Annotated in this window: 30 protein-coding genes and 1 riboswitch (1 of these 31 cut by a window edge); of the genes, 19 read left to right on the top strand and 11 right to left on the bottom strand. The window is 46.5% G+C overall.

The genetic code is table 11. The features are described from left to right. Positions 1-99, bottom strand: partial view of a YitT family protein gene (locus tag HP399_RS07780; protein ID WP_007727413.1) — the 5' portion only. It extends 771 nt beyond the left edge of the window; 99 of the gene's 870 nt are visible here — the first part of the coding sequence; the start codon lies at positions 97-99; its stop codon lies off the left edge, out of view. A gap of 241 nt (positions 100-340) precedes the next feature. On the opposite strand from HP399_RS07780, the gene HP399_RS07775 reads away from it, so the two are divergent. Next, positions 341-637, top strand: a complete 297-nt coding sequence (locus HP399_RS07775) for a Fur family transcriptional regulator (protein ID WP_173620481.1) — start codon at positions 341-343, stop codon at positions 635-637. A 70-nt stretch (positions 638-707) separates the two neighbouring features. Here HP399_RS07775 and HP399_RS07770 read toward each other — a convergent pair whose 3' ends face one another. Further along, on the bottom strand, positions 708-1550 hold the full coding sequence (locus tag HP399_RS07770) for an aldo/keto reductase (RefSeq protein WP_173620482.1): 843 nt from the start codon (positions 1548-1550) through the stop codon (positions 708-710). A 174-nt stretch (positions 1551-1724) separates the two neighbouring features. Between HP399_RS07770 and HP399_RS07765 the strand changes: the two genes are divergently transcribed. After that, complete coding sequence (locus HP399_RS07765; protein ID WP_007727418.1) at positions 1725-2084, top strand: winged helix-turn-helix transcriptional regulator; 360 nt, start codon at positions 1725-1727, stop codon at positions 2082-2084. 75 nt (positions 2085-2159) lie between these two features. Beyond that, positions 2160-3104, top strand: a complete 945-nt coding sequence (locus HP399_RS07760) for an aldo/keto reductase (RefSeq protein ID WP_173620607.1) — start codon at positions 2160-2162, stop codon at positions 3102-3104. A 13-nt stretch (positions 3105-3117) separates the two neighbouring features. On the opposite strand, the gene HP399_RS07755 is transcribed toward HP399_RS07760, so the two are convergent. Continuing rightward, on the bottom strand, positions 3118-3954 hold the full coding sequence (locus HP399_RS07755; RefSeq protein ID WP_228088476.1) for a serine hydrolase: 837 nt from the start codon (positions 3952-3954) through the stop codon (positions 3118-3120). A 137-nt stretch (positions 3955-4091) separates the two neighbouring features. Here HP399_RS07755 and HP399_RS07750 point away from each other — a divergent pair, with 137 nt between their 5' ends. Further along, positions 4092-5204, top strand: coding sequence for a GerAB/ArcD/ProY family transporter (locus HP399_RS07750; protein ID WP_173620483.1), 1113 nt, complete (start codon positions 4092-4094; stop codon positions 5202-5204). Positions 5205-5224: 20 nt separating this feature from the next. Here HP399_RS07750 and HP399_RS07745 read toward each other — a convergent pair whose 3' ends face one another. Both HP399_RS07745 and HP399_RS07740 read right to left on the bottom strand, forming a co-directional pair. After that, positions 5225-5905: a copper homeostasis protein CutC gene (locus HP399_RS07745; RefSeq protein ID WP_173620484.1), complete on the bottom strand. Its 681-nt coding sequence runs from the start codon at positions 5903-5905 to the stop codon at positions 5225-5227. An 18-nt stretch (positions 5906-5923) separates the two neighbouring features. Then, positions 5924-6931 carry an asparaginase gene (locus HP399_RS07740; RefSeq protein ID WP_173620609.1) on the bottom strand — a complete coding sequence of 336 codons (1008 nt, stop codon included), beginning with the start codon at positions 6929-6931 and terminating at the stop codon, positions 5924-5926. Between the two features lie 173 nt (positions 6932-7104). Further along, positions 7105-7148: riboswitch (PreQ1 riboswitch) on the top strand. 94 nt (positions 7149-7242) lie between these two features. Between HP399_RS07740 and queC the strand changes: the two genes are divergently transcribed. From queC to HP399_RS07665, 15 genes are all read left to right on the top strand, one after another. After that, positions 7243-7911: a 7-cyano-7-deazaguanine synthase QueC gene (gene queC, locus HP399_RS07735; RefSeq protein WP_173620485.1), complete on the top strand. Its 669-nt coding sequence runs from the start codon at positions 7243-7245 to the stop codon at positions 7909-7911. Beyond that, complete coding sequence (queD, locus tag HP399_RS07730; RefSeq protein WP_173620486.1) at positions 7911-8399, top strand: 6-carboxytetrahydropterin synthase QueD; 489 nt, start codon at positions 7911-7913, stop codon at positions 8397-8399. Before queC ends, queD begins: the two co-directional genes overlap by 1 nt. After that, positions 8396-9115 carry a 7-carboxy-7-deazaguanine synthase QueE gene (queE, locus tag HP399_RS07725; RefSeq protein WP_173620487.1) on the top strand — a complete coding sequence of 240 codons (720 nt, stop codon included), beginning with the start codon at positions 8396-8398 and terminating at the stop codon, positions 9113-9115. The genes queD and queE overlap by 4 nt, the downstream gene beginning before the upstream one ends. Positions 9116-9157: 42 nt before the next feature. Then, entirely contained in the window at positions 9158-9655 is a 498-nt protein-coding gene (queF, locus tag HP399_RS07720; protein WP_007729714.1) for a preQ(1) synthase, read from the top strand. Between the two features lie 487 nt (positions 9656-10142). Continuing rightward, positions 10143-10976, top strand: coding sequence for a hypothetical protein (locus tag HP399_RS07715; RefSeq protein ID WP_173620488.1), 834 nt, complete (start codon positions 10143-10145; stop codon positions 10974-10976). Positions 10977-11075: 99 nt separating this feature from the next. Continuing rightward, entirely contained in the window at positions 11076-11279 is a 204-nt protein-coding gene (locus HP399_RS07710; protein WP_007729712.1) for a hypothetical protein, read from the top strand. A gap of 131 nt (positions 11280-11410) precedes the next feature. Beyond that, the gene (locus HP399_RS07705) at positions 11411-11776 is read left to right on the top strand and encodes an HsmA family protein (protein WP_173620489.1); all 366 of its coding nucleotides are present in this window, start codon (positions 11411-11413) and stop codon (positions 11774-11776) included. Positions 11777-12038: 262 nt separating this feature from the next. Then, a complete protein-coding gene (locus tag HP399_RS07700; protein ID WP_173620490.1) occupies positions 12039-12716 on the top strand; it encodes a hypothetical protein in 678 nt (225 codons plus the stop codon). 138 nt (positions 12717-12854) lie between these two features. Then, on the top strand, positions 12855-13211 hold the full coding sequence (locus HP399_RS07695; RefSeq protein WP_173620491.1) for a group I truncated hemoglobin: 357 nt from the start codon (positions 12855-12857) through the stop codon (positions 13209-13211). A gap of 186 nt (positions 13212-13397) precedes the next feature. Continuing rightward, entirely contained in the window at positions 13398-13577 is a 180-nt protein-coding gene (locus HP399_RS07690; protein ID WP_039961628.1) for a hypothetical protein, read from the top strand. A 26-nt stretch (positions 13578-13603) separates the two neighbouring features. Continuing rightward, positions 13604-14074, top strand: coding sequence for a GNAT family N-acetyltransferase (locus tag HP399_RS07685; RefSeq protein ID WP_173620610.1), 471 nt, complete (start codon positions 13604-13606; stop codon positions 14072-14074). Positions 14075-14145: 71 nt separating this feature from the next. Next, positions 14146-14433 (top strand): hypothetical protein, encoded by a 288-nt coding sequence (locus tag HP399_RS07680; protein WP_173620492.1) that lies wholly within the window; start codon positions 14146-14148, stop codon positions 14431-14433. A gap of 102 nt (positions 14434-14535) precedes the next feature. After that, positions 14536-15099, top strand: a complete 564-nt coding sequence (gene lepB / locus HP399_RS07675) for a signal peptidase I (RefSeq protein ID WP_173620493.1) — start codon at positions 14536-14538, stop codon at positions 15097-15099. 189 nt (positions 15100-15288) lie between these two features. Next, positions 15289-15543: a hypothetical protein gene (locus HP399_RS07670; RefSeq protein WP_173620494.1), complete on the top strand. Its 255-nt coding sequence runs from the start codon at positions 15289-15291 to the stop codon at positions 15541-15543. Between the two features lie 168 nt (positions 15544-15711). Beyond that, entirely contained in the window at positions 15712-16050 is a 339-nt protein-coding gene (locus HP399_RS07665; RefSeq protein WP_015892832.1) for a YmaF family protein, read from the top strand. A 44-nt stretch (positions 16051-16094) separates the two neighbouring features. On the opposite strand, the gene cydC is transcribed toward HP399_RS07665, so the two are convergent. From cydC to HP399_RS07635, 6 genes are all read right to left on the bottom strand, one after another. Next, positions 16095-17852 (bottom strand): thiol reductant ABC exporter subunit CydC, encoded by a 1758-nt coding sequence (cydC, locus tag HP399_RS07660; RefSeq protein WP_173620495.1) that lies wholly within the window; start codon positions 17850-17852, stop codon positions 16095-16097. After that, the gene (cydD, locus tag HP399_RS07655) at positions 17849-19594 is read right to left on the bottom strand and encodes a thiol reductant ABC exporter subunit CydD (RefSeq protein WP_173620496.1); all 1746 of its coding nucleotides are present in this window, start codon (positions 19592-19594) and stop codon (positions 17849-17851) included. Before cydD ends, cydC begins: the two co-directional genes overlap by 4 nt. Further along, entirely contained in the window at positions 19594-20607 is a 1014-nt protein-coding gene (gene cydB, locus HP399_RS07650; RefSeq protein ID WP_173620497.1) for a cytochrome d ubiquinol oxidase subunit II, read from the bottom strand. Before cydB ends, cydD begins: the two co-directional genes overlap by 1 nt. Further along, positions 20597-22012 carry a cytochrome ubiquinol oxidase subunit I gene (locus HP399_RS07645; RefSeq protein ID WP_173620498.1) on the bottom strand — a complete coding sequence of 472 codons (1416 nt, stop codon included), beginning with the start codon at positions 22010-22012 and terminating at the stop codon, positions 20597-20599. Before HP399_RS07645 ends, cydB begins: the two co-directional genes overlap by 11 nt. Positions 22013-22524: 512 nt before the next feature. Then, on the bottom strand, positions 22525-23274 hold the full coding sequence (locus HP399_RS07640) for a hypothetical protein (RefSeq protein ID WP_173620499.1): 750 nt from the start codon (positions 23272-23274) through the stop codon (positions 22525-22527). After that, on the bottom strand, positions 23264-23848 hold the full coding sequence (locus HP399_RS07635; RefSeq protein ID WP_173620500.1) for a sigma-70 family RNA polymerase sigma factor: 585 nt from the start codon (positions 23846-23848) through the stop codon (positions 23264-23266). The genes HP399_RS07640 and HP399_RS07635 overlap by 11 nt, the downstream gene beginning before the upstream one ends. Between the last annotated feature and the right edge of the window lie 90 nt (positions 23849-23938).

Genomic DNA, 23938 nt, shown 5'->3' with positions numbered 1-23938 from the left:
AGTTGCCAATACTAGCGATCCTAGAACCAGCATGCCATATTCGAGCACTTTTCGCTGTGGACTGTTCATCTGGATTGCGGTTCGTCTTTTTCGTGCCACATGGTTCCACTCCTGACATTATCACGTAAGCAAAATCCGCACATACACTACCATGTTTTGGTCGAAAAGAAAACCCCTATTTCATTATCCCTCTTATGTAAGATTTACGCATCCCCCAGAAACATGCACACGCAAGCCATGAGCTGGATAAGATATGGAAAGAAAAAGTTGACTGCACACAAAATAAAAAGGATAATTATAATATAGTAATTATTATAATCTAAGAGCGGGGTGGCCTGTAATGAATCATCATATTGTCAGTGTCACACAACAAGTAAAGCATCTAGGAAAAAGATTAACCATCCAAAGAAGAGCCGTACTCCTTCTTATGCTTACCACTCAGAAATACTATACAGCCAAAGACGTTTACCATGCTTTAAAAAACGAGATGCCAAACATCACACTCTCAACCGTTTACACCAGCCTGCGCTTTTTCGTGAAAATGGGTATTCTCAAGGAGCATGTTCACCACGACTCCCCCAATCAATTTGAATGTGTGGTAACCATGGACGACATTCAGTTGCCAGAAGTCATTTGATTCCTATTCCTTTTCCTCAACGCAAAAAACTCCTGATGATTTCAGGAGTTTTTTTGTATGCCGTCAGCTATTAAAAATCAAAGTTATCCGGGTCTGGACCAACTCGGTGATTTTGGTTCAGCGCATGAATCATTTCCATGTCTTCTTTCGACAGTTCGAAATCAAATACGGATGCATTCTCGACGATTCGATGCTCCTTGGTCGACTTTGGAATGGTCACAACGCCATTTTGCAAATCCCAGCGAATAATGACTTGGGCAATGGACTTCCCGTATTTTTCCGAAATTCCTTTTAGTACTGAATTGTCCAATAGCTGTCCTTGCATAAGCGGAGACCATGCTTCAAATTGAATCCCTTGCTCCTTGCAGTAGGCACGCAGTTCATCTTGGGACAGGCGCGGATGGAATTCTACTTGGTTCACCATCGGCTTAATCTCAGCGTCTTTAAGCAGTTCCTCTAAATGATGCACGTGGAAATTGCTTACCCCGATAGCTTTTACCAACCCTTTTTTGTACAGCGTCTCCAATGCTCTCCATGCTTCTTTGAACTTTCCTTCCACTGGCCAGTGAATGAGGTACAAGTCCAGGTATTCCAACCCGAGTTTTTTCAGGCTCGTCTCATATGCTTCCAACGTGGACTCATACCCTAAATCCGCATTCCATACTTTCGAGGTAACAAAAAGATCTTCTCGAGTGATGCCCGCTTCCTGCAAACCTGCACGGATTCCACGGCCAACACCTTCTTCGTTGTTATAAATAGCGGCTGTGTCGATACTGCGGTAGCCGTGCTTGATTGCTGTTTTTACAGCTAGCTCGAGCTCCTGGCCTTCCTCTACTTTAAAAACACCCAGACCCACCCAAGGCATTTTTACTCCGTTGTACAGCGTAGTCGTATCTTGCAAATGTTTTGGCATAACTTGTCTCCTCCATCCATGTTCTCTATGTTAGTATGACTGTTTCCAGCCACCTAATGTGCTTCATGTCGTTTGACAAGTGTTATTATGAGATAGACTAACGAAAAGTAAAAGTACGCACTTTTTTGTGTGATAGGCACTAATAAGTACCTATCATTCAGGAGGAAATCAACAATGAAGAAGAAGTATAACATTTCAGTGGAAGCTACACTTGAGGTCATCGGCGGTAAATGGAAATGCGTTATTTTGTGTCACCTGACTCACGGAAAAAAACGTACAAGTGAGTTGAAACGACTAATGCCGGGGATTACGCAGAAGATGCTAACCCAGCAACTTAGAGAGCTTGAAGATGATGGCATCATCAACCGGATTATTTACAATCAAGTTCCGCCAAAAGTGGAGTATGAGCTCAGCGAGTACGGCTGGACCTTGAAAAGCATTCTCGATTCACTCTGCTTATGGGGCGAAAAGCATATCATTAAGGAATACGGCGACAAGTATGCTGTATTGGAAGAAAGTATCTTAAATCGATAATAGAACGGGAGTAGGTGAAGTGGCTTGGGAGCAATCGAAACGCCTGTCTTGCGTAAATTGGGGAGCTCAGACCTGATGCTTTCTCCTCTAGGCCTCGGCTGCTGGCAGTTCAGCAATGGACACGGAATGGTGGGGAAGTTTTGGCCTGTCATTGGACCTCACGATGTTTTAAAAATTGTGCAGACGAGTTTGCTTGGGGGCATAAACTGGTTTGATACTGCGGAAGTATACGGCAAAGGTCAATCAGAACAGATGCTGGCAAAAGCCTTAAACGACACCGGTCCACTAGCGGATTCCGCCCATATTGCGACGAAATGGTGGCCTGTCCTGCGCACCGCAAAAAGCATCGGGAACACAATTGACGAGCGCATTCGTCTGCTCGATAACCGCACCATCCATTTGCATCAAGTCCACCAGCCCTACTCCTTGTCTTCTGTTGCAAGCGAAATGAATGAAATGGCTAAGCTCGTCAAGCAAGGCAAGATTCAGAACGTGGGCGTCAGTAACTTTTCCGCCAAAAGTATGCGAGAAGCCGATCGCGTATTGCGCGAGCACGGTCTGCGTCTCATCTCCAATCAAGTGAAATACAGTCTGCTGGACAGAAGGATCGAACAAAACGGGATACTGGATACGGCAAAAGAGTTGGGCATTGCGATTATCGCCTATTCTCCGCTTGAGCAAGGGATTCTAAGCGGCAAGTTTCATAAAAATCCAGCCCTGGTCCAGTCCATTACAGGACCCCGAAAATGGACATCACCCTTTCGTTCCACCGGGCTAAAAAAGTCTCTGCCGCTCATCACCGTCCTGGAGGATCTGGCACGCAAATACGATTCATCCGCTACACAAATCGCCTTGAACTGGTTGATTCACGCTCATGGAGAAACGGTCTTTGCGATTCCAGGCGCGTCCAAAGTCCATCATGCTGAGGAAAATGTCAAAGCCATGCGCTTTTCTTTGACATCGTCTGAATTGCAAGAGATCGATGAAGCTTCCAAGCAAGTTTTAACCATCAACAAATGAAAAAGCTGCCGATCTAATCGACAGCCAAAATAGCGTAGTCATACACAGCTCTTCCCAGTAATCCTAGTGTGTTCAAAGCGGATTGAGCGGTTACATCTTTGGATAGGGCCGTAATGGAAAAGCAGCGATTGTTCGTATACAGCAAACCTACATCATGCTGTCTGCCAGTATCCCAACCCGATTTACACGGCAGTTCCCATGCAGGATAATGGGATTCTTCCTCATCTGGCAATTGGGACGGCAGACCATTACGGACTTGCTGCTTTTTCATAATGGCGATCATCTCTTTACAGGCACGCTCAGACAAATAACTGCCCATCGCCATTTGACCTAGCATACTCGCAACATCTCCAGCGGTTATCTTATTGTTTTCTGTGATGTCGAGTGGATAAATCATCAGCTTGCGTGAATAACAGCTTTGGCGCATTCCCAAATCGATCATGGTCTGGTCGATCTGCGCTTTTCCTATCAAATCAATCAGCATATTTGTCGCCGTATTGTCGCTCTGAATAATCATGAGGGTCACCAAGTCGCGAATCGTAAGCTTCAAACCTGGAGATAGCGCGTACAAAATCCCCGATCCCCCCACCAGATCCTCTTGGCGTAGGACAAGCTGATCCTCCAATCGAAAATGCCCTTGCTCACTTGCCGCGAAAACGGCTGCCATGATCGGCACTTTGATCACACTCTCCGCAATAAACAGCTCGTCTGGTACATGCTCAAAACGGGTTCCTTTAGCTGAGCCCTGTTCCTCCACAACGACGCCCCAAGTCCCCTCCGCTTGTCTGATAATGGCCGACAACCTTTTTTCCAGCTCCACAGCTTTTCTTCCCTTCTCCTGTTGGCTCATAGTTTCTTGCCGCCTTCTTTTTATCATACTATTCCGAAAACACATCACACAAGAGACGGTACCTGCTTACGGTTCGTTTATCCATCCTGAACTTGGAAATAATACGTAAGATAAACTTACGGACAAGGTGAGGCATCATGCAGAACTCCGATAAGATTGGCAGCCGTCAATTTGTCATCCTCGTAACATTCATCACCATAGGAGATTCTATCCTGATCTTACCTTCTGTACCTGCGACTGAAGCGAGTCACGATGGCTGGCTATCAGGATTGATCGGCATGGTACTGGGGCTAGCCATCGTATACTTGTTTTGTGTAGTCGCTCGCATCTACCCCGAACAAACGCTGATTGAAAAGAACAAGCACATATTTGGACGTTGGCTCGGCACGTTCTTTTCCCTCTTCTTTTTGGGAGCTATATTAATCAACGGCGCTGTCTATATACGGACGATCGGAGAATTCATGACCACGCACATCATGAAAGCAACACCCATCGATGCTGTCATGTTTTTACTCGTTGCCTGCGCAATATACGCTGTTCGATTAGGACTTGAAGCTTTTGCACGGACCAGCGAAATCTTTTTCCTCTGGTTTGTCTTTACGTTCGTTATGTTTTTTCTTTTGTTAAGCCCTCAGTTCCAATTCGAGAACCTTTTCCCCTTCTTGGAAAATGGCATAAAGCCCGTCATAAGAGGAGTATTTTCCGTGACCGCTTTTCCCTTTTCGGAGCTGGTTATTTTTCTCATGATTACCCCGCACCTCGATGCAAAACCAAAGCTCACATCTGCTTTTTTGCGAGGAGCGATATACGGTGGAGTTTGTCTGCTTGCCGTCATCTTCTTATCGCTTTTGGTGCTCGGCCCGGAATTGGTTTCCCGCGAGACCTTTCCGAGCTACTCCCTCGCCAAACGAGTCCATGTAGGAGAGTTCTTTCAAAGACAGGAAGCGATGATGGCTCTCATGTGGTTTGTCTCCATTTATTTCAAAGTCGTACTGTATATGTATGGTTTCTGTGTGGGTATAAAGCAGCTTCTCCATTTAAAGGAGCATCAGTCGCTCACCTTGCCCATTTGCATCTTATTTGTCGCCATCGCAATCATCATCGTTCCAAACGGAGCTTTTTTATACGAAACGTATACGTACTGGCCATTCTTTGATTTAACAAAAGGGTTCCTGTATCCGCTGATTCTCATCGTCGGTTACTGGATACGGAAGCGAATGAACAACAAGCCGGCTACCCTACAGAAGTAAGGTATCGGCTTGTTTTATACTTACTGTAGTTGTTTGATGGCTGCCACTCGCTCTGCATCGACGTATCGAAGAGGTTGTCCTTCTTCTCGTACTGCCGTTCCAAAATGAACCTCTTTGACACCCGTACGGTTCACGAGGTCTCCCACGTTAGCCAGCGACAATCCGCTTCCTGCCAAAATCGCGAGCTGCGTATTCTCTGTCAGCTTGACGAGCTGCTCGATGCAAGCAGCTCCCTCGATGGCGGTTTTTTTGCCCCCAGAAGTAAGAATGGTACGAACTTGGGGATATTTTAGGAGAATACGCGCTGCTTCCATTTGATCTACAGCATCATCAAAAGCACGATGGAACGTCACATTCAAAGCACCTGACTCACCAAGCAACAGCTCCAATCCCCGCTGATCGAGCGTATTTTCTGGAGTCAGCATGCCAATTACAACACCTGCTGCCCCAAGCTCACGGATGATACGTACATCCTGCCGCATGACCGCAAGTTCTTCTGCTGTATAGCAAAATGATTGGCTATGCGGTCGCACCATAACGTTTACCGGGATGGAAACCGCCTTGACCACTGCCTCAATCAATCCCCAGCTCGGAGTAATGCCTCCCTCCAAAATACCCGAGATGAGCTCCAACCTGTCAGCTCCGCCCTGCTCCGCACGTTTTGCATCCTCAACTGAAGTCGCAATCACTTCCACTAGCATGATACTTCGCCTCCGTTTTTAGCATTTGTTCAAGACAAAAACTGGTCGTTTCTCCCCGACCACCAACTGATTGTCATTTTTAATAGCTTTTGGCGCCAGCGCATGCAGTCGGTCGATGGTTTCCTGATTATCATACTGAATCTGCTCCAAGATCGACGCGATAATAAGCGGCCATACTAATTCAGAGCCATTCAGTACTTTAAGCGAGAAGCTGAGTCTCTCTTTTTTCAAAGCAAAGCCGTATACACCCATCGCTCCGCCTTTGGCGATTATATTTTCATCCATTAAGAGCGCTGTACAGATGAAGTTGTGACTGGCAATGATCTCGGGACTGCTCGTCATCCAGCCTGTCACTCTCTCTACTGCCTCACGTGTCTTGTGATCCTCGATCAGATCCGGACAAGCAAGCTTTAGATATGCGATCGCCAGGTTCTTGAGCGGCAGCGCAAAAACCGGGAAGCCACAGCCGTCGACGCTTAGCTGAACCTGCTCTTTTGGATAGCCAGCCAGGTTGGCAAACACCTCCAATGCCTCCTGTTGTGCTGGATGCTCTGCCTTGTAGTAATCATGAGTGGAATATCCTTGATCCTTCGACAACGCCAAGTACCCCAAATGCTTTCCCGCACAGTTATGAAAGAGCCTACGTTTTTCTATGCCTTGGGACAAGCAAGCAAGCTTCGGTTCCTCGTTGAGCGGATAAGTCGGGCAAGTAAGTAATTCATCTTCCTGAAAGCCGGTCTTTTGTAAAATCGACTCCAAGCCTTCCATATGATAAACTTCACCACGATGTGAGGCCGCAAAGAGTGCTGCTTCGCTGCTGTTCAGTCCGAATTTTTCATCAATTTTACGTTTGGCGATGGGAATGGCTTGAAAGGGCTTAGCTGCGGAGCGCAATAAGGTGATATGGTTCTCATCACCTGCCCGATAAGCCACCTCTTCTTTTTCATTCACGCCGCACACGATGCCGTTATGTACGTTCTCCAGAATGCCGCCGCGATATTCTTCCACTAAAGGGACATCTCTCATCAAAATCACCCGCTCCACTCCATGTTGATCGATTATGAAAAAAACACTAGCAGGAGCACCCTCCATCCGTCAATCTTTTTCCAAGCGATAATCCCCCCACTTCGGCGCTGATTGTTGTATAATGTCTCAAGGTGCCCATTTGGGTTCCACAAATAAGAAATCCGTGCATCTGCACGGGAGAGGTTCGCGAACTCCCTCTATAAAAAACTAAGCTTGATAACAGTACCTTTCTTTGGTATTGTTTTTGTTTTTTTGATGGAAAGTTCAAGAACTCTCTTTCTTCTAATTCAATTAAGAGGAGATGGAGAGCAATGAAAAAGGAAAAAGCCGTCGTTGTCTTTAGCGGAGGTCAGGACAGCACTACCTGCCTGTTTTGGGCGAAAGAGCAATTCGGCGAAGTAGAAACCCTCACGTTTGATTACGGGCAGCGACACAAGCTGGAGATCGAGTGCGCCCAGCAAATTGCCGCAGAACTCGGCGTCAAAAACTCCGTATTGGACATGAGCCTGTTAAACCAGCTCGCGCCCAATGCACTCACCCGCACAGACATTGACATTACCCAGGAAGAAGGCCAATTGCCATCCACGTTCGTCGACGGACGCAACTTGTTGTTCCTTTCCTTTGCGGGCGTTTTCGCCAAGCAACGAGGAGCACGTCACTTGGTTACCGGTGTATGCGAAACGGATTTTAGCGGTTATCCCGATTGCCGTGACGCCTTTATCAAATCACTCAATGTGACATTGAATTTGTCGATGGACTATCCGTTTGTGATTCACACGCCGCTCATGTGGCTGAACAAAGCACAAACGTGGAAGCTAGCGGACGATCTGGGTGCCTTCACCTATATTCGCGAAAATACCCTCACCTGCTATAACAGCATCAAAGGGGACGGCTGCGGCGAATGCCCTGCCTGCCACCTACGAAAAGCCGGACTGGACACTTATCTTTCCGAGAAAAATCAACCTGGAGAACAAGCCTGATGAGCGCCAACTTTGATTTTCGTATCGTCGATCGCATGCAGGCACTGGGTACCCATATTCAAAAATCACAGCTTCGCTACCATAACAAACGCGTTTTGGTAAGCAAGGAATTTACTTTTGACGCTGCACATCATCTGCACGCCTATGAAGGAAAGTGCAAAAACCTGCACGGCCATACGTACACGGTCGTCTTCGGCATCAGCGGCTTTCCGGACGAGATCGGACTCGTCATCGATTTTGGTGACATCAAGCAAATCTGGAAAGAGCACATCGAAATTTATTTGGATCATCGCTATCTGAATGAAATGCTTCCTCCGATGAATACCACTGCCGAAAACATGGTCGTGTGGATTTTCGAAGAAATGGAAAAGCAATTGCAGTCAGATGCTTACCGCGACCGTTACAACAGCGCTCGGGTGGAGTTCGTTCGCCTGTTCGAGACACCGACCAGCTATGCAGAGGCAAGACGGGAGTGGATGACGGAATGATCCCGGTCTTGGAAATATTCGGCCCTACGATTCAGGGCGAAGGAATGGTTATCGGACAAAAAACGATGTTTGTGCGAACTGCTGGCTGTGACTATCGTTGCAGCTGGTGTGACTCCGCTTTTACATGGGATGGATCTGCCCGCGATGAAATCCGGCAAATGTCACCTGAGGCGGTCTGGGAGGAGCTCACTCGCTTAGGCGGGGACCGTTTTTCTCATGTCACGATCTCCGGCGGAAATCCTGCGCTTTTGGCTGGCATCGGCGACTTAATCTCCCTGTTGAAGGAGCATGGCATTCGCACAGCAGTCGAAACACAAGGCAGCAAGTGGCAAACGTGGCTTCCACTGATTGACGACATTACGATTTCACCGAAGCCACCTAGTTCCGGGATGGAAACAGATTTTCAAGCACTTGATCGAATTGTACACGAGCTTTTGGAACAAAAACATCCAGGTCTTAGCCTGAAAGTGGTTGTTTTCGACGACGCCGACTTTGCCTATGCACGCACTATTCATCAGCGATTTCCAGAGGTACCTTTCTACTTGCAGCCCGGAAACTGTGATCTGACGGACGCTGATACGCCCCGGCTTCGAGATAAGCTTTTGGAGAGCTTTGAATGGCTGATCGATCAGGCGATGGCGACACCTGACATGAATGACGCGAAGGTTCTTCCCCAACTACATGCGCTTGTCTGGGGCAATAAACGAGGCGTTTAAACGATATTTTACTCTCATGGAAGAAAAGAGGACTGTACTCATATGGCACATCAACAAGAACGCGATTTATCCTCCCTCACTCTTTTGGGGAATCAAGGCACAACGTACAACTACTCCTATGACCCGAGCGTTTTGGAGTCTTTTGACAACAAGCATCCGTACCGTGATTATTTCGTAAAGTTCAACTGCCCGGAATTCACCAGTCTGTGTCCGATTACTGGCCAGCCAGACTTTGCGACGATCTATATCAGCTACATTCCTGACATCAAAATGGTAGAAAGCAAATCGCTCAAGCTGTACTTGTTCAGCTTCCGCAATCACGGCGATTTCCATGAGGATTGCGTGAACGTCATCATGAACGATTTGATCAAGCTGATGGACCCGCGCTACATCGAGGTATGGGGCAAGTTCACTCCGCGCGGCGGCATCTCGATCGATCCGTATTGCAACTACGGGAAACCGGGGACGAAGTACGAGGAGATGGCCAGCCATCGGATGATGAATCATGATATGTACCCGGAGAAAGTGGATAATCGGTAAGGGAATAGGCTGTGAGGACGGAAAAACCCTTATCTATTTATAAGGGTTTTTCTTTTGTAAAAAATCAGGTGATGTGTAAAAGAATGGTCCCTCCGTGGTATGATTTACATATAATCCCATTCACTTTAGGAGGGATGCTCTTTTGGATATTTCCCTTTACATATTTGTTGCCTTCGCTTTGGCTCAACTTGCGAATAGAATCTACACATACAGTCTCACTCAGTACAACTTGGATAGTTTTGGAATATCCATTATTGGTATGATCATGAGTTTTCAAATCAGAGAAGTATTTGTATATAACACTGTTATGATTTTATTCACGGTTTTGGCCATGACTTTCCTATGGGGTTATTTTCAAAGCCGCAAATATACGTAATCGATACGGGTACATGTCGATTTGAATCGGTATCGTGTTCCTCCTTTATGGTAACGATAAATTTTAGTTGATTGATAATAGGAGGAGATTCACACGACTGAGAAACATCGCATGTCCGTTAATGGCCTGCCTCCGAATGCGCATATTTCATTTCGTGAAAATGTGACGCAACCCGAACTACGTCAGGCCGCTGAGCGTTCTATTGCCACACTCATAACAAGCTTCGAAAAGAAAGTTGAACAAATGCTTGTCACTGATACATCGAAGGCGAAAGTACAGACAAGCGTCAATGCACAAGATGATCGATCTAGCCTACAGTCTATAGACCTGAACATTCCTGATACTGCCCACATTCGGACGCTGGCTATTGTCCCCCCTTTTGATTTCACATGGAGCTGGTTTCTCCCAGATGGAAGTCCTCCCACTTTCCAGAACCTCAATAACGAAACAGGTGAAGTCGGTTTAATCGCCAGATCAGGAGCTGTATCAGGAGTAGGTGGAATGGGTGCCCCAGGCTTCATAGCGGCACATGCGGGTTTTGGCATAATGCTCTCCACAGATCGCGAAGTGACCGCAACAGGATACGCCGCTCGACGTTTTGTGCCCAAGTGGCACCTGTCTAGCATTGAATCTACGGATAGTGTTATGGTTGAGGCAGGCACAGAGTTGACCGTACTGAAGGACGGGCAACTGGTCAACAGTGCGAGTGGGAAGCTGTTCAGCGAAAGTGTACATGGAAACGGTGGCGGTCGCTACGAATCATCCGGTTACGTTGATGTGACCAATCCACCAAGCATCAGCTTCGCAATGTCTCCCGGGCACCAGTACACCTTTAACGTTGGCATTTGGGTAGTCTCGAATAAATCGGGTAGCCAACACGCTTTTGCGGAATCATGGTTAAGTGGAGCAGTGCTCTCGATGAGCGTCGTACGACCCTTATTGTAAATAAGGGTTTTTTTCTTTTCCAATTGGAAATCAAGTTCGTAATCGTTGGTGTGATTCTACTCCTTCTGCTACGTTTTAGTGCGGAAGGAGGTGATTACTATGACCAAGCATCTGTATTTCTATGCAAGTTTCGAAGATGCAGCGCGACTCAATCTGGAGTTGATTCAGCTCGGCTACAGGAATTATTATCTGGAGCCACATGAACACCTGGTTGCTTTTGTTTTTGAACCAGTGACCGAAGTGAGTCAAGCGATCTTGAGACACTTGTTTCATGCAGATGGTCCATCGCACCTAGACAACTAGCTTTGCAGTACTGGTGCTCCTCATTTGAGGGGCATCTGTACCCCCATCTACACTGTCGTTCATCTTATGTTCATGTTCAACGATTACACTTACAAGCGTAGTCAAAAGAAATGAACAGGAGATGATCTTACGTGTTAGCAGCAGCCGTGATTTTTATAAATCTTGCTCTCATTGCCTATACGATTGGGGTATGGGGCGAAAAACGTTCAGGAAGGCTAAAGTCGAAACACCTTATCTTTTTTGGTTTGGGTTTAGTATTCGACACTATCGGAACAACGTTTATGAAATTGCTCGCAGACGGTTCCAGCTTAAATTTGCATGGCATTACCGGGTTGATCGCTTTGATCTTGATGTTTTTCCATACAGTGTGGGCCTGTGTTGTTCTATGGAAAAAGAATGAACATCAAATCAAGCAGTTCCATAAATTTAGCCTAATCGTATGGATTTTATGGCTTGTACCTTATTCTATTGGTGTGGCTTTAAGCTTTATGAAATAGGAATACTCTCCATTTCGCTCCGCACGCGAACAATCTACCCTTCCCTCAACCCTCTCAACTGATGAGAGGGTCATTTGCTTTTCTCACGGCTGTTCAACATATCGTCAACTTTGCCTACCATTCGACAATATCTCCTAAAGTAATCCGAACGATAATCGTATAAAATGTAATAAATTAGTATTTTTAGAAATATACAGCACTTGACTACGACTCGATGATCGTTTTCTAAACAACATTCACCATTTCAGAAAGGTTGATGCTCATGTTTAAAAAAGCGCTTCTTATCCTGTCATTAAGTTCAGTCGTCGTAGTACCCTCTCTAGCCACACAAGTCCAAGGGGCAGCTCTCCCTACACAGGAAAAGGCAACCCCCTACGCTTCCAATAAAACAATCAGAAACGCCACGTATGGTGAAGAAATCTGGGTGTCGCTTACCTCACCTATTCCAGCCGGATGGGTTATCGTTAGAACTTTAGGAACGCAGAACCTGATCAGGAATGTGAACGGTGCTTCTTATGGCACGGAGGTAGAGGTGCTGCTCGCTTCGCCTATCCCAACCGGATGGGTCATGGTTCGAGCCTTTCGAGGATCGAATGTAATCAAGAATATGAACGGTGCTTCTTATGGCACGGAGGTAGAGGTGATGCTCGCCTCGCCTATTCCAATCGGATGGGTCATGGTTCGAGCCTTTCGAGGATCGAATGTAATCAGAAATGTTGATGGTGCTTCGTACGGCACGGAGGTAGAAGTGATGCTCGCTTCGCCTATCCCAAAAGGATGGATCATGGTTCGAACCTATGGAGGATCGAATGTGATCAGAAATGTCAATGGTGCTCCTAACGGAACACAGATTGAGGTACTGCAAGCCTCGCCTGTTCCTGAAGGATGGATCATTATCAGTTCAGGTGGAAATTCGAAAGTGATCAGGAAAATTGGCTAAAACAAAGCGCACATGGCATGCATCTAGTCCGCAGGCTGACGTCGAAATGCAATCGGCATCAGCTTGCGGGCTTTTCTTTAATAAATTTCCATCAATCGTGGAATTATAAGGGAAGCAAACGTCCTAAGGAGGCCAATAATGAGCACGTTTTACGAGAAATATGGTGGGGAAGATACGGTCGCAAAAGTAGTAGACTACTTTTATGATTTAGTTTTAGCTGATGACACCGTGAACCACTTTTTCAAAAACACCGATATGGAAAAACAGCGTAAACACCAAACAAAGTTCATCAGCTATGCCCTCGGTGGTCCGAATCAATACACTGGACAGTCCATGGCAAAGGTTCACGAAGGGATGAATCTGCAACCCATTCATTTTGATGCCATCGTTAGGCATTTGCGTGATGCCCTGACTCACTTTGGTGTCAGCGAAGGGGATATTGCCGATGCTCTGAGCAAAGTAGAGTCACTACGGGATGATATTTTGTATAAATAACCGAGTATCAAAACGCCTGATGCAATGATTCAGGGAAAAGTGGATACGTTCCTCTCAGTGGCCCTTCGTTTTCGATTGGCCATTTTTAGTGTGTTCATACACATTTTGTAAAATCCTTCGCAACTCTATTTACTTCATTACGTATATGATAGGAGCAATATTTGAACAATGGAGGAAGTTTCGAAAATGGAAGATCAATATTTTGTTGGTTGGGGTACATTGGCCCTCATCAACGCTGGGCTAGCTCAAGGAAAAAATCGTAGCGGTCTTAACTGGTTTTTTCTCTCTTTATTCCTCGGTCCTATCGCAACGCTAATCATTGTAGTCTGGGAAAAATTGCCTGAGCAGAAAGACTTGTCACAGTGAGGTATGTTGATAAGGAGGCACGCATGATGCAAATCCGAAATGTACAAGAGCAAGACTACTTCAAAGTTATTACGGTCCTCAACGATTGGTGGGGTGGGCGACAAATGTCTGATATGTTACCCAAGCTGTTTTTTGTCCATTTCCAGTCGACGAGCTTTATTGTTGAAGAGAATGGAGAAGCCATCGCGTTCCTCATCGGCTTCTTGTCCCAAACGTTCCCTGGAGAAGCTTACATTCACTTCGTTGGGGTACATCCGGACAAACGAAAGGATGGATGGGGCCGCGAATTATACCACCATTTCTTTCAAGCCGTAAAACAAAAAGGATGCGATACGATTCGATGCATTACCTCTCCTGTTAATAAAGGCTCAATCTCCTTCCACATGAAGCTAGGTTTTGCGGTTGAAAAAGGAGATCAAATGGTGGATGGAATCGTTGTGACTTCTAATTATGATGGAAAAGGAAACGACCGGGTTTCGTTTGTTAAAAAGATTTAATCTTATTGAAACGTTTTGTCCTTTTAAACGTAATTACAGTTAAATTATCCCAAAAACAACAGGTGGTTCTCATGCTTAAAGCACTTGGTTTTGGCGCTGCTTTGCAGTTTCTCTGTATGATTATAGCAATAACGACTGGGAACATCGATCAAGCTGGCAATTATGCGGAGTACCTTGCATTTGGTCTCATTGCACTGGCTGGATTAATGGTTTATAACGCCCTTAGCGCCCCCTCAGCCTATTACAAAGAATATGAAGTGCAAGATTATAAAAGCAGATGGAAATGGACCTTTTATTTTCTGCTCGCCTCTATTCCCAGCGGCATTTTTGCTGTCATCTTTTTCAGCTTTTTTGCTTAATTCCTTTTGCTTCACAAGCCTCTCTATTCATTTACGTAACCAAGAAGCACCATTTCACGTACTAATCAATAGCCACACCAAAGTAATCTTTCACGTGGAAGGATGCGGTCTGATTTGAAAAATGTAAAAACAATATGGGGCTGGACGAAAACGTTGGGCATCTCCCTTTCACTCGCAATGTTAGTTAACATATTTGTCCTCCAACCGTTTAAGGTGAAAGGACAATCGATGGAGCCTACTTTGCAAAACGCCGAACGCATCTATGTGTCGAAATTGTCCCACACATTCTCTTATCTCCCTGAGTACAACGATATTGTCGTGGTCGACAGCCGTGTAGACCGGGATCGTACGTTAAAAGACGACATCCTTGAAAATCCTCTGCTCATGCTCGCCATGGGGAAAAGCGATGCTAAAACATTCTGGGTAAAACGAGTCATTGGCAAACCCGGCGATACTTTGGAGTTTAAGAACGAGAGCCTGTATCGGAATGGACAGCCGTTAAACGAGCCGTACATAAAAGAAAAGATGGTCGACGTACCTGATACCAAGATCGTCATACCAGAAAACCATGTGTTTGTGATGGGAGATAATCGTAACAATAGCGATGATAGTAGAGTCATTGGCGTAATTCCACTCGATCATATCATGGGAAAAAAACTGTTTTAATCAGACGAGAGCCTTTTCCACTGAGGAAGGCTCTTTTTCTTTTTGTTTCCTTTTTTCATCCGTTACCTCGTTATAAATCCAATCGTAATAATCCCACAAGTTTTAGAAATACTAAAAAAAGTTAATGTAAATAAAAATAGTAACCAGAAATATCTAAGGAAATTTCATGTTTCACTCGAGGGGACTACCATGATAACAAGAACATTCATACCAGACACAATCCATGCTCATCCGGGTCCAGTAACCGTACCTCCACAAGCAGAAGTCAAAATCCAAATCGATATAAAAGATCCAAGCTGGAAGATAAAAGAAGTTTTCTACACCACAGTCACTGGCAAAAAGTCTGTTTCCATTACCGATAAGGTTATCGTTTCTAGCATCAGTGGGATATTTGGGTTTTTAATACGCATACCAAGGATGCCACAATTATTGATAACATTGTAGCTACTTATGCCCAACTATTTGTGTAGCTTTTGTACATCCTGATTATCGCGCCTTCATATTGCTGGCGTTTTGCTTTGTCAGGTAATTTACATCTAGACGAATGTCCGTTTCGAAACGCCTGATAAACGCATTTATTAGTGATAAATGCATGCAAAGGGGCGTTTCTTGATGAGCTCTCAGCACTCTCACTCATTACGCTTTATTCGATTTGCCGATCGGCCGGGGCATTTTCATGGCTATGACACACTGACAAGCATTTCGGATCGTCATCGTCACCGAATACGTGGCAGAACGTCCCCCCCAGAAGGAATGAGAGATCGGCACGTCCATTACTACGAAGGTACGACTACGTTTAATGATGGACATGTGCATCACTACAGGGGATGGACGGGGCCGCCTATTCCACTGCCGGACGGAAGTCATTACCATGAGTTTTCAGGTCAAACCACTTATGATGACGGACACACTCATTACTACCGGGGTGTAACCAGCGAGGCCCTATCTTAAGCGAAAAAGGCTGTCCCTCTCCGGAACAGCCTCTCTACCGCTTCTTAATTTTCCAACACTGACGCCAACGGACAGTCCAATGTATACAGGTTGTGATACCTTGGGTTGTCCTGATACAACTGCTCATGTATCCCTCTCATCGAGATGACTCCCTGCTCCATAAAAATGACCTCGTCCATTTGCTCTACACCGCTCAAATGGTGAGTCACCCAAATCAATGTCTTCCCTTGCAAGACACGGAAGATCGTTGTCATCAGATCGCGTTCAGTCAATGGATCCAATCCTACCGTCGGTTCATCAAGGAGAACAATCGGCTTGTTTTGCAGCAAAATCCGGGCAAGAGCTATGCGCTGCCTTTCTCCGCCAGAGAAGCGCAGACCGGTTTCCTGCATCCGTGTTTGATAACCGTCCGGAAGGGATTCAATCAGCTGATCTAGACCGACTTGAGCTGTCACAGCACGCACTTCTTCATCGGACGCATCGGGTCGACCGAGCCTGATGTTATTGGCTACGGTTGTGTCAAACAAATACGGCTGCTGATTCAACACGGAAAACAAACAAGCAGAAGCCTCTTCTGACTGGACAGGCTGCCCATTTACTGTCACCTGACCTGCCTCCGGCTGTATGGCACCTCGAATCAAGTTCAGTATTGTCGATTTACCCGCTCCGCTGCGACCGAGCAACGCGATTTTACCACCTTGAGGCACCTCAAAAGACACATCCTGCACACTCCAACTGCTAGCTTGTGGGTAGCGAAAATGAACATGATCGAGCTTCAAGCTACCCCCAGCTTGATCTGCCACCTTTTCCTTCTGCGCTTCCCCAATGGATGGACGACTGCCCTCGATCTCACTAAGCCGCCCCAGAGACTCCTTGTATTCTGGCATTCGCACAACAGCGTCAGAAATACGGGCAAACGCATCCATCAACGGAAATGCGACCAGCCCAATCGCAGCAATCAACGTAGCAGGAATCTGATTGGCAGCGGCAAGTCCACCCGCCCAGATAACCAGTAAGACAATGGCTCCACCGATTGCACACTGCGCCATCCACTGGACTCGCCATTCTCCGCGTCGAATAGAGTTTTCGATCTGGGCAGCTGTCTTTTGCCGTCTTGTAAACAACTGAAGAAACTGCTGTGTACGACCACTGAGAATCCAGTCACTCATGCCAAAAACAGCATCAGTCAGCTCCCGATATGCTGCCTGCCTCTCCTGCTTGAACCGACGACTCTTGGCAATGGATGACCACAAAACTACTGCGGGTGCAACAAACAGTAGAAAACCACAGTACAACGCCATCAGCAGTGCGAACATCCCGTCCATTCTTCCCAGTGCCACAATACCTGCCCCGTAGAGGATGACCGCCGAGACGGCTGGCAGCACAAAGCGCAGATAGACATTCTGTAGTTGCTCGATGTCATCCGCTAGTACACCAAGTAGATCTCCCGTACGAAAACGAGTGCGAAGGAGCTGATCTTGCGGCTCGATGGCCTGGTACAAACGCACACGCATACGCGATAACACACGCAAAGCTGCATCGTGTCCAACCAAACGCTCCAGGTACTGAATGACTGCTTTGCTAAAGCCAAAAGCCCGGACAAGTACGATGGGAACATAGACCATTAAGACGTTTTCGGGCTTGAGTGCGGAGCGAGAAATCAGATAGCCGGACGTATAAAGCAAAGCACTCGCACATGCCACTGCCAAGGTTCCCAGCAAAGCCGCTGCTGCAAACTGCCAGAAAAACTGGCGAAAGTATGGAAGAAACCACCCTTGATTGCCTTCTCGCGCTTCCTTCATCCTTTCTCCCCCTTGGCACCAGCTGTCAACAACCGATAAAATACGCTTTTTTGTGCAACGAGCTGTTCATAGGTACCCGCTTCTACCAGTCGTCCTTGGTCGATTACCCAAATCCAATCCATGTCTCGCATCCAATGCAAACGATGTGTGGCCAAAAATACGCGCCTGTCCCCCAATACCGACAACATGGTCTGTTTGAGCTCCCATTCCGTTTCAATATCTAAGTGAGCGGTCGGCTCGTCGAGCAAAATCACTGGTCGGTTGCCAAGCAGCACACGTCCCAATGCAACCCGCTGTGCCTGTCCGCCGCTTAACGTACGACCCCCTTCGCCAATGATTTCGTCACAGCCATTTGGCAAGCTGTCCACCAGCTCTCCCAGACCAACATCACGAATCACCTGCTCCACCTGTTCCTGCTTCGCTTCCGGCTCATAGAAGCGAATGTTATCCGCCAACGATTGATTGAATAAATACGGATGCTGTGGAATGTAAGCGATTTGCCGCTGCCACTCCTGCTTCGCATCCCCCGTAATGGGTTGCCCATCTACTTGTATCATGCCAGCGTCGGGATCAGAAAAGCCGCCTAGCACTCCGAGGAGGGTTGATTTTCCAGCCCCGCTCGCCCCTACAATGCCCACTCTTCTCATGTTGCTGCCCAATTCCGCAGATACCTCACCCAGTACCTGTCTGCCATCCTCACCGACGACACGAATATCGGACAAAGTAATCATTCCATCCAATACACCTGTCAGAGACCTCTGGCTATCTGTTGCTTGTGGTTCTGCCTTATGTTCATCCGGAGCGCCACTATCGATAATCGTACGAATAGTCCCCAACGCTTCCTTACCATCCAATGAGGCGTGGTAGTCCGATCCCAGCATCCGTACTGGCAAAAAGTATTCTGGTGCAAGAATCAGGATGACCAATGCCGTTTCAAACCCAAAGTTTCCTTCAATCAGCCGCAACCCAAGACCAACCGCCACAAACGCAACCGACAGCATGCTGAAGAAGTCGAGTGCCAAAGAAGACAAGAAGGCCACGCGCAAAGTGCGCATCGTAGCAGATCGATATTGATCGCTCACTCTACCGACGGTCTCCCCATGGTCTTTGCTACGTCCCAAAAACCGGAGGGTCGCAAGCCCGCGAAGCGAATCGGTGAAATGATGGGATAGCATTCGATACGAGCGCCATTGTTTGTCTGCTTGTTTACGCGCCGCCAGACCGAGTACGATAAAAAAACCAATGAGGACAGGCATCGTTACCGTCAGGATCAGTCCAGAAATCACATCTTGCATGTAGACAAATGCCAGAAGCGGAAACGTAACAAAAACCATATCCAGCGTACGCGGAACAGACAACTCCAGGTAGGTACGTACACGATCTACACCTTCCAGGACAAGCGTAACAAGCTTTCCGCTTCCTTCACTGGCGGCAAAACGTGGACCACGCTCGAACAATCGGGATAGAACTCGCTCTTGCAAAGACTCACTAGAGGCTTCAGCAAAACGACCAGCGACTTTCTTTTGCAGCCAAACGATGCTATGACGAGCGGCTATCATGACCAAAAACAGTGCAAGCGGCTGATACGCCATCTGAAGCGCTTGACCTTCAAACAAGATCGCGATCGACTTCGCCAAAAGCAGTGCCTGACCGATAATCGCCGCACTTTGTAGGAGGGAAAGACCGGCTAGCAGCAGCATAACCGGTCGGATTCCTTGTAAGCGGAACAATTCCTTGTCCATTAGTACTCCAAATGATCCTTTTCAGTGACTCGCTTGTGGAAAACGAAGTAGCTCCAAGCCTGATAGGCTAGTACAAACGGTAAAAGCACTGCTGCAACAATGGTCATTGCTTTTAACGTGTATGGACTCGAAGCTGCATTATAAAGGGTCAAATCAAACGCGCTATCAATCGTGCTGACCATCACCCGTGGGAACAAACCGATAAACATCGAGACGAACGTCAACAGGATCATCGCACCTGTCATCCCGAAAGCCCATCCTTCCCTACCTTGTCTCAAGAAGTGACGAGCCAGTACAAAAGCCACAACACCTAAGAGTACGGCTGCTGTCAACAAAACACCCTGACGCTCAAACAGATCGGTTACCATGAATGTCCACCCTACAAGCACCGCCATGAGAACCGCTTGCATCGGCAACAGCTTTGCCGCCAGTACACGTGATTTTTCACGTAGCTCGCCTACAGTGCGCAATGATATGAAGTTCAGACCGTGCAGCAAGCATAGTCCTGTAACTGTCACTCCTGCCCACAAAGAGTAACCATTCACAATGTCAGAGAAGCCAGCAGTCATTTCCATATTCTGATCAATCGGCACACCCTTCACCAGACTGGCAAACACCATTCCGAACAACATCGGCGGTGCAAAGCTTCCAATCAGAATGGCTGCGTCCCACGTCTTTTTCCAAGCCTCGCCTTTCCCTTTGCCTCTAAATTCAAATGCTACCCCGCGTCCAATCAACGCAAGCAGAATCAGCGTAAGCACGAGATAATACCCGCTAAACATCGTGGAATACCACTCCGGAAACGCTGCAAACATCGCACCAGCGGCTGTAATCAGCCACACTTCATTGGCATCCCAGAACGGGCCAATCGTATTGATCAGAACCCGGGTTTGCAAATCATTTCGTGATAGCAGGCGCGTCGCCATGCCGACACCAAAGTCGAAGCCTTCGAGAAAGAAAAATCCGGTAAACAGAACGGCAATGAGTAGGAACCACAGTTCATTAAGCTCCATAACGTTCACTCCTTACACGGTCAAATGGATCCTGAAGCTGTAAATCCTCTACTTCCTCATGACTATCCATATCCGGTCCTTTTTTGGCCACACGAGCAAATAGATAAGCCAAGAGACATAGCAGGATGAGATAAATCGTCGTGAAGGCGATGAGAGAGAACCATACCTCTCCTGTGCTAATGCTTGGCGAAACCGAATCTTCAACACGCAGTAGCCCGAATACCGTCCACGGCTGACGACCTACCTCCGTCATGATCCACCCTGCTGAGTTTGCGATGAATGGCAACGAAATACCCGCAACCATCAACTGCATAAATCGCTTGTTTGGCTGTTCCAGCTTTTTGCGTAAAGCGAGGTATGCCCCGTACAAAGCCAGCAAAATCATTGCACTACCGCCCGCTACCATGATGCGGAAGCTCCAGAAGGTCGTCCGAACTGGTGGAATGTAGTTTCCAGGACCGTAGGTTTTCTCATACTCTGCCTGCAATTCCAACATGCCTGGTACAGAACCTGAAAGCGAGTTGTACGTCAGAACGCTAAGCAAGTAAGGAATCTTTATTTCAAAGCCGTTTTCTTGTTTTTCTGGATCAATCGTTGCAAAAACTGTCCAAGGAGCTGGGTCTGAGCTTGTTTCCCAGAGACCTTCACTCGCTGCCATTTTCATCGGTTGGGTAGCAACCAAATACTGTGCCTGACCATGACCGAATTGAGCAATAGCAAGCGAGGAAATCAATGCTACCACGATCGCAATTTTGAAAGATTGTACAAAGAATGTAACGTCTTGTTTTTTCAACAGTTTCCAAGCACTGATACCTGCTACCAAGAAGGCACCTGTCGCAAATGCCGCAAATACAGTATGCGGGAATTCATATAGTAATTGTCCATTGGTAAGGAGAGCAAAGAAATCGACCATCTCTGCACGTCCGTTATTGATAGCGAAGCCGACTGGCTGCTGCATGAACGAGTTGGCTGCCAAAATCCAAAGAGCCGAAAGAATCGTTCCGATGGATACGAGCCAAATACATGCGAGATGCACACCTTTGGACAAACGATCCCAACCAAACACCCAAAGTCCAATAAAAGTCGATTCGAGGAAGAATGCTAATAGGGCCTCAATCGCTAGCGGTGTCCCAAATACATCACCGACGAATCGTGAGAAATCAGACCAGTTCATCCCAAATTGGAACTCCTGCATAATCCCTGTCACGATCCCGACAGCAAAATTTATGAGCAAAAAGGTTCCCCAAAACTTGGCTATTTTTTTGTACAAGTCATTCTTTTTTACCACATACATCGTTTCCATAATGGCTACTAATAATGACAGCCCGATGGAAATCGGCACAAAAACAAAGTGAAAGATAGTTGTTATCGCAAATTGAAGTCGTCCCAAATCCACTATATCCATGTACAAGATCCCTTTCTATTCGCGCTTTGGCCTTTATGTACCGGAATTATACCAGTGGGGAAACCAGCATTTATGGCGACTTTGTGAAAAAAATCACAAATATATGTGAAAAAATTCACAATTGATTCTCTCTCTTGTAACCCCCTTTTCGCATTCATCTTCGTGAGAGAGTTCTTTGTTTTGTTTTACCCTGTATATTTCCGGTCATGTATAATTGTAGCAGGACTTTTGACCCTAGAGGGTGTCCGATTCGTTACATGATTTTTAACACTCTGTGACTGTTTAGGATTATCCTATCATTTGGGGTAGACTTATGCTTCTTTACTTATTTCACTTAAAATGTAATCTATTCATTCATATTGAAATTCATAGACGATTATGGCCGTAAAAAAAATGGACCCTTTTACGGGCCCATCTTTCCCCTATTCAGTCAACAAAGCCCCAGGCGATCACCGACCTCGAAAAGCAATCGAAGTCGGTCCTGCCTGGGTACGTGGTGAAGTAACAACCGCTTATTTTTTGGCGGATTTCGTTGACAAGGAATCGATGATGTTGCCGATAGTCGCAGCATCAAAGCTCTTCTCTGCCATCTGGTACAACTCGTACGTGAATCCTTCATGCTCCCAAATCACGATTCCGTTGGCGAAATGTACCTTTTTCCCGCCAATGGTTTCGATCTTGACACCCTCTGTCGTGCTGATGCCGTTTTCGCCACCGTTTGAAATCAACAAGGAAATAAACTCTTTCTCTTTTTTATACTGAACTTCTACCATACGCTCGCCTTGAACGACCGTGTTTACATAGGAATAATGCTCTGACAACCATGTCGGTGCGGGAAAATCCATTTTGCTAGCTGCGCGTGCTTCTTCCACTGTCATCTGAGGAGGGGCCTTGCGTTCTATAGGTATCTCGATTTCTTGGGTATTGGACTGTGTAGCAGGCAGTTCTTTATCATATTGGGTAATTTCCATGTTCCCGACCTGAAAGCGTGCCAAGATCGTCTGAAGCATTCCTTGGGCAAACGACGTAGTCGAGAATGCACCTAAAAGGCAAACAACAGCAACAGCACTAACTGTGGCAGCTTTCCATTTATTCATTTTCATATAAATCCCGTCCTTTTCATGTAGTTGTATGTTTCCTGATTCCAATTTGAATTTCAGCCGATTGTATATGTTGACTTTTGGAGTGGCGTCATCTAATTCCAGATCAGTAAGCAAGTCGGTGAGTTCACGAAAATCGTCTAGATCATGCTTACTCTTCATAACGGAAGCCTCCTTTTTGCAATTCCATCTGCAGCTTTTTCAAGCATCTGTAGAGCACGACGCCAATATTTGAACCACTGACACCAAGAAGTTCTGCGATTTCTGCGTTTTTAAGACCAGCCGCATATTTCATGGCGATGATATTGCGTTCCTTGTCACTCAGCTTCGCCAGTGCTTGAAATAAGGCTTGATGATTGTCGTCGCGGATCACGATATCCTCCGGTGACGACTTCGGCAAGACCAGATTCAGAATCGAATCCAATGAAAAGCTGATTCTTTTTTTCTGTGAGCGGAAGTAATCTGCCACTGCGTTTCGGGCGATCGCAAACAGCCAGACTTCAAAGTTTGATTTATCCGGTGAAAAGCTGCTATATTTTGAAATCACCATTTCAAACACATGGCTACATATTTCTTCTGCTGCGTAGTGATTGTTGATCCGATAGCAAATATATTTATAGACGCGCTTATAGTACGCACCATAAATTTCGGCAAACGTTTCGGTCGACATGTTTTCTGCGTGTCTAGCGTTTTCTTCGTTTTGGCAGATGCCTGTGTTTACTTGGGCAATCTCCAACTACTTCCCCTCCCTTCTTGTTATCATGAACAAATTGCGCAATTTGTCTGGTTTGTGGGCCTCACGATAGTTAATACGGAAAAAGTAGAA

The organism is Brevibacillus sp. DP1.3A (assembly GCF_013284245.2).
GTDB lineage: Bacteria > Bacillota > Bacilli > Brevibacillales > Brevibacillaceae > Brevibacillus.
This window is presented reverse-complemented; position numbering and strand designations above follow the sequence as displayed.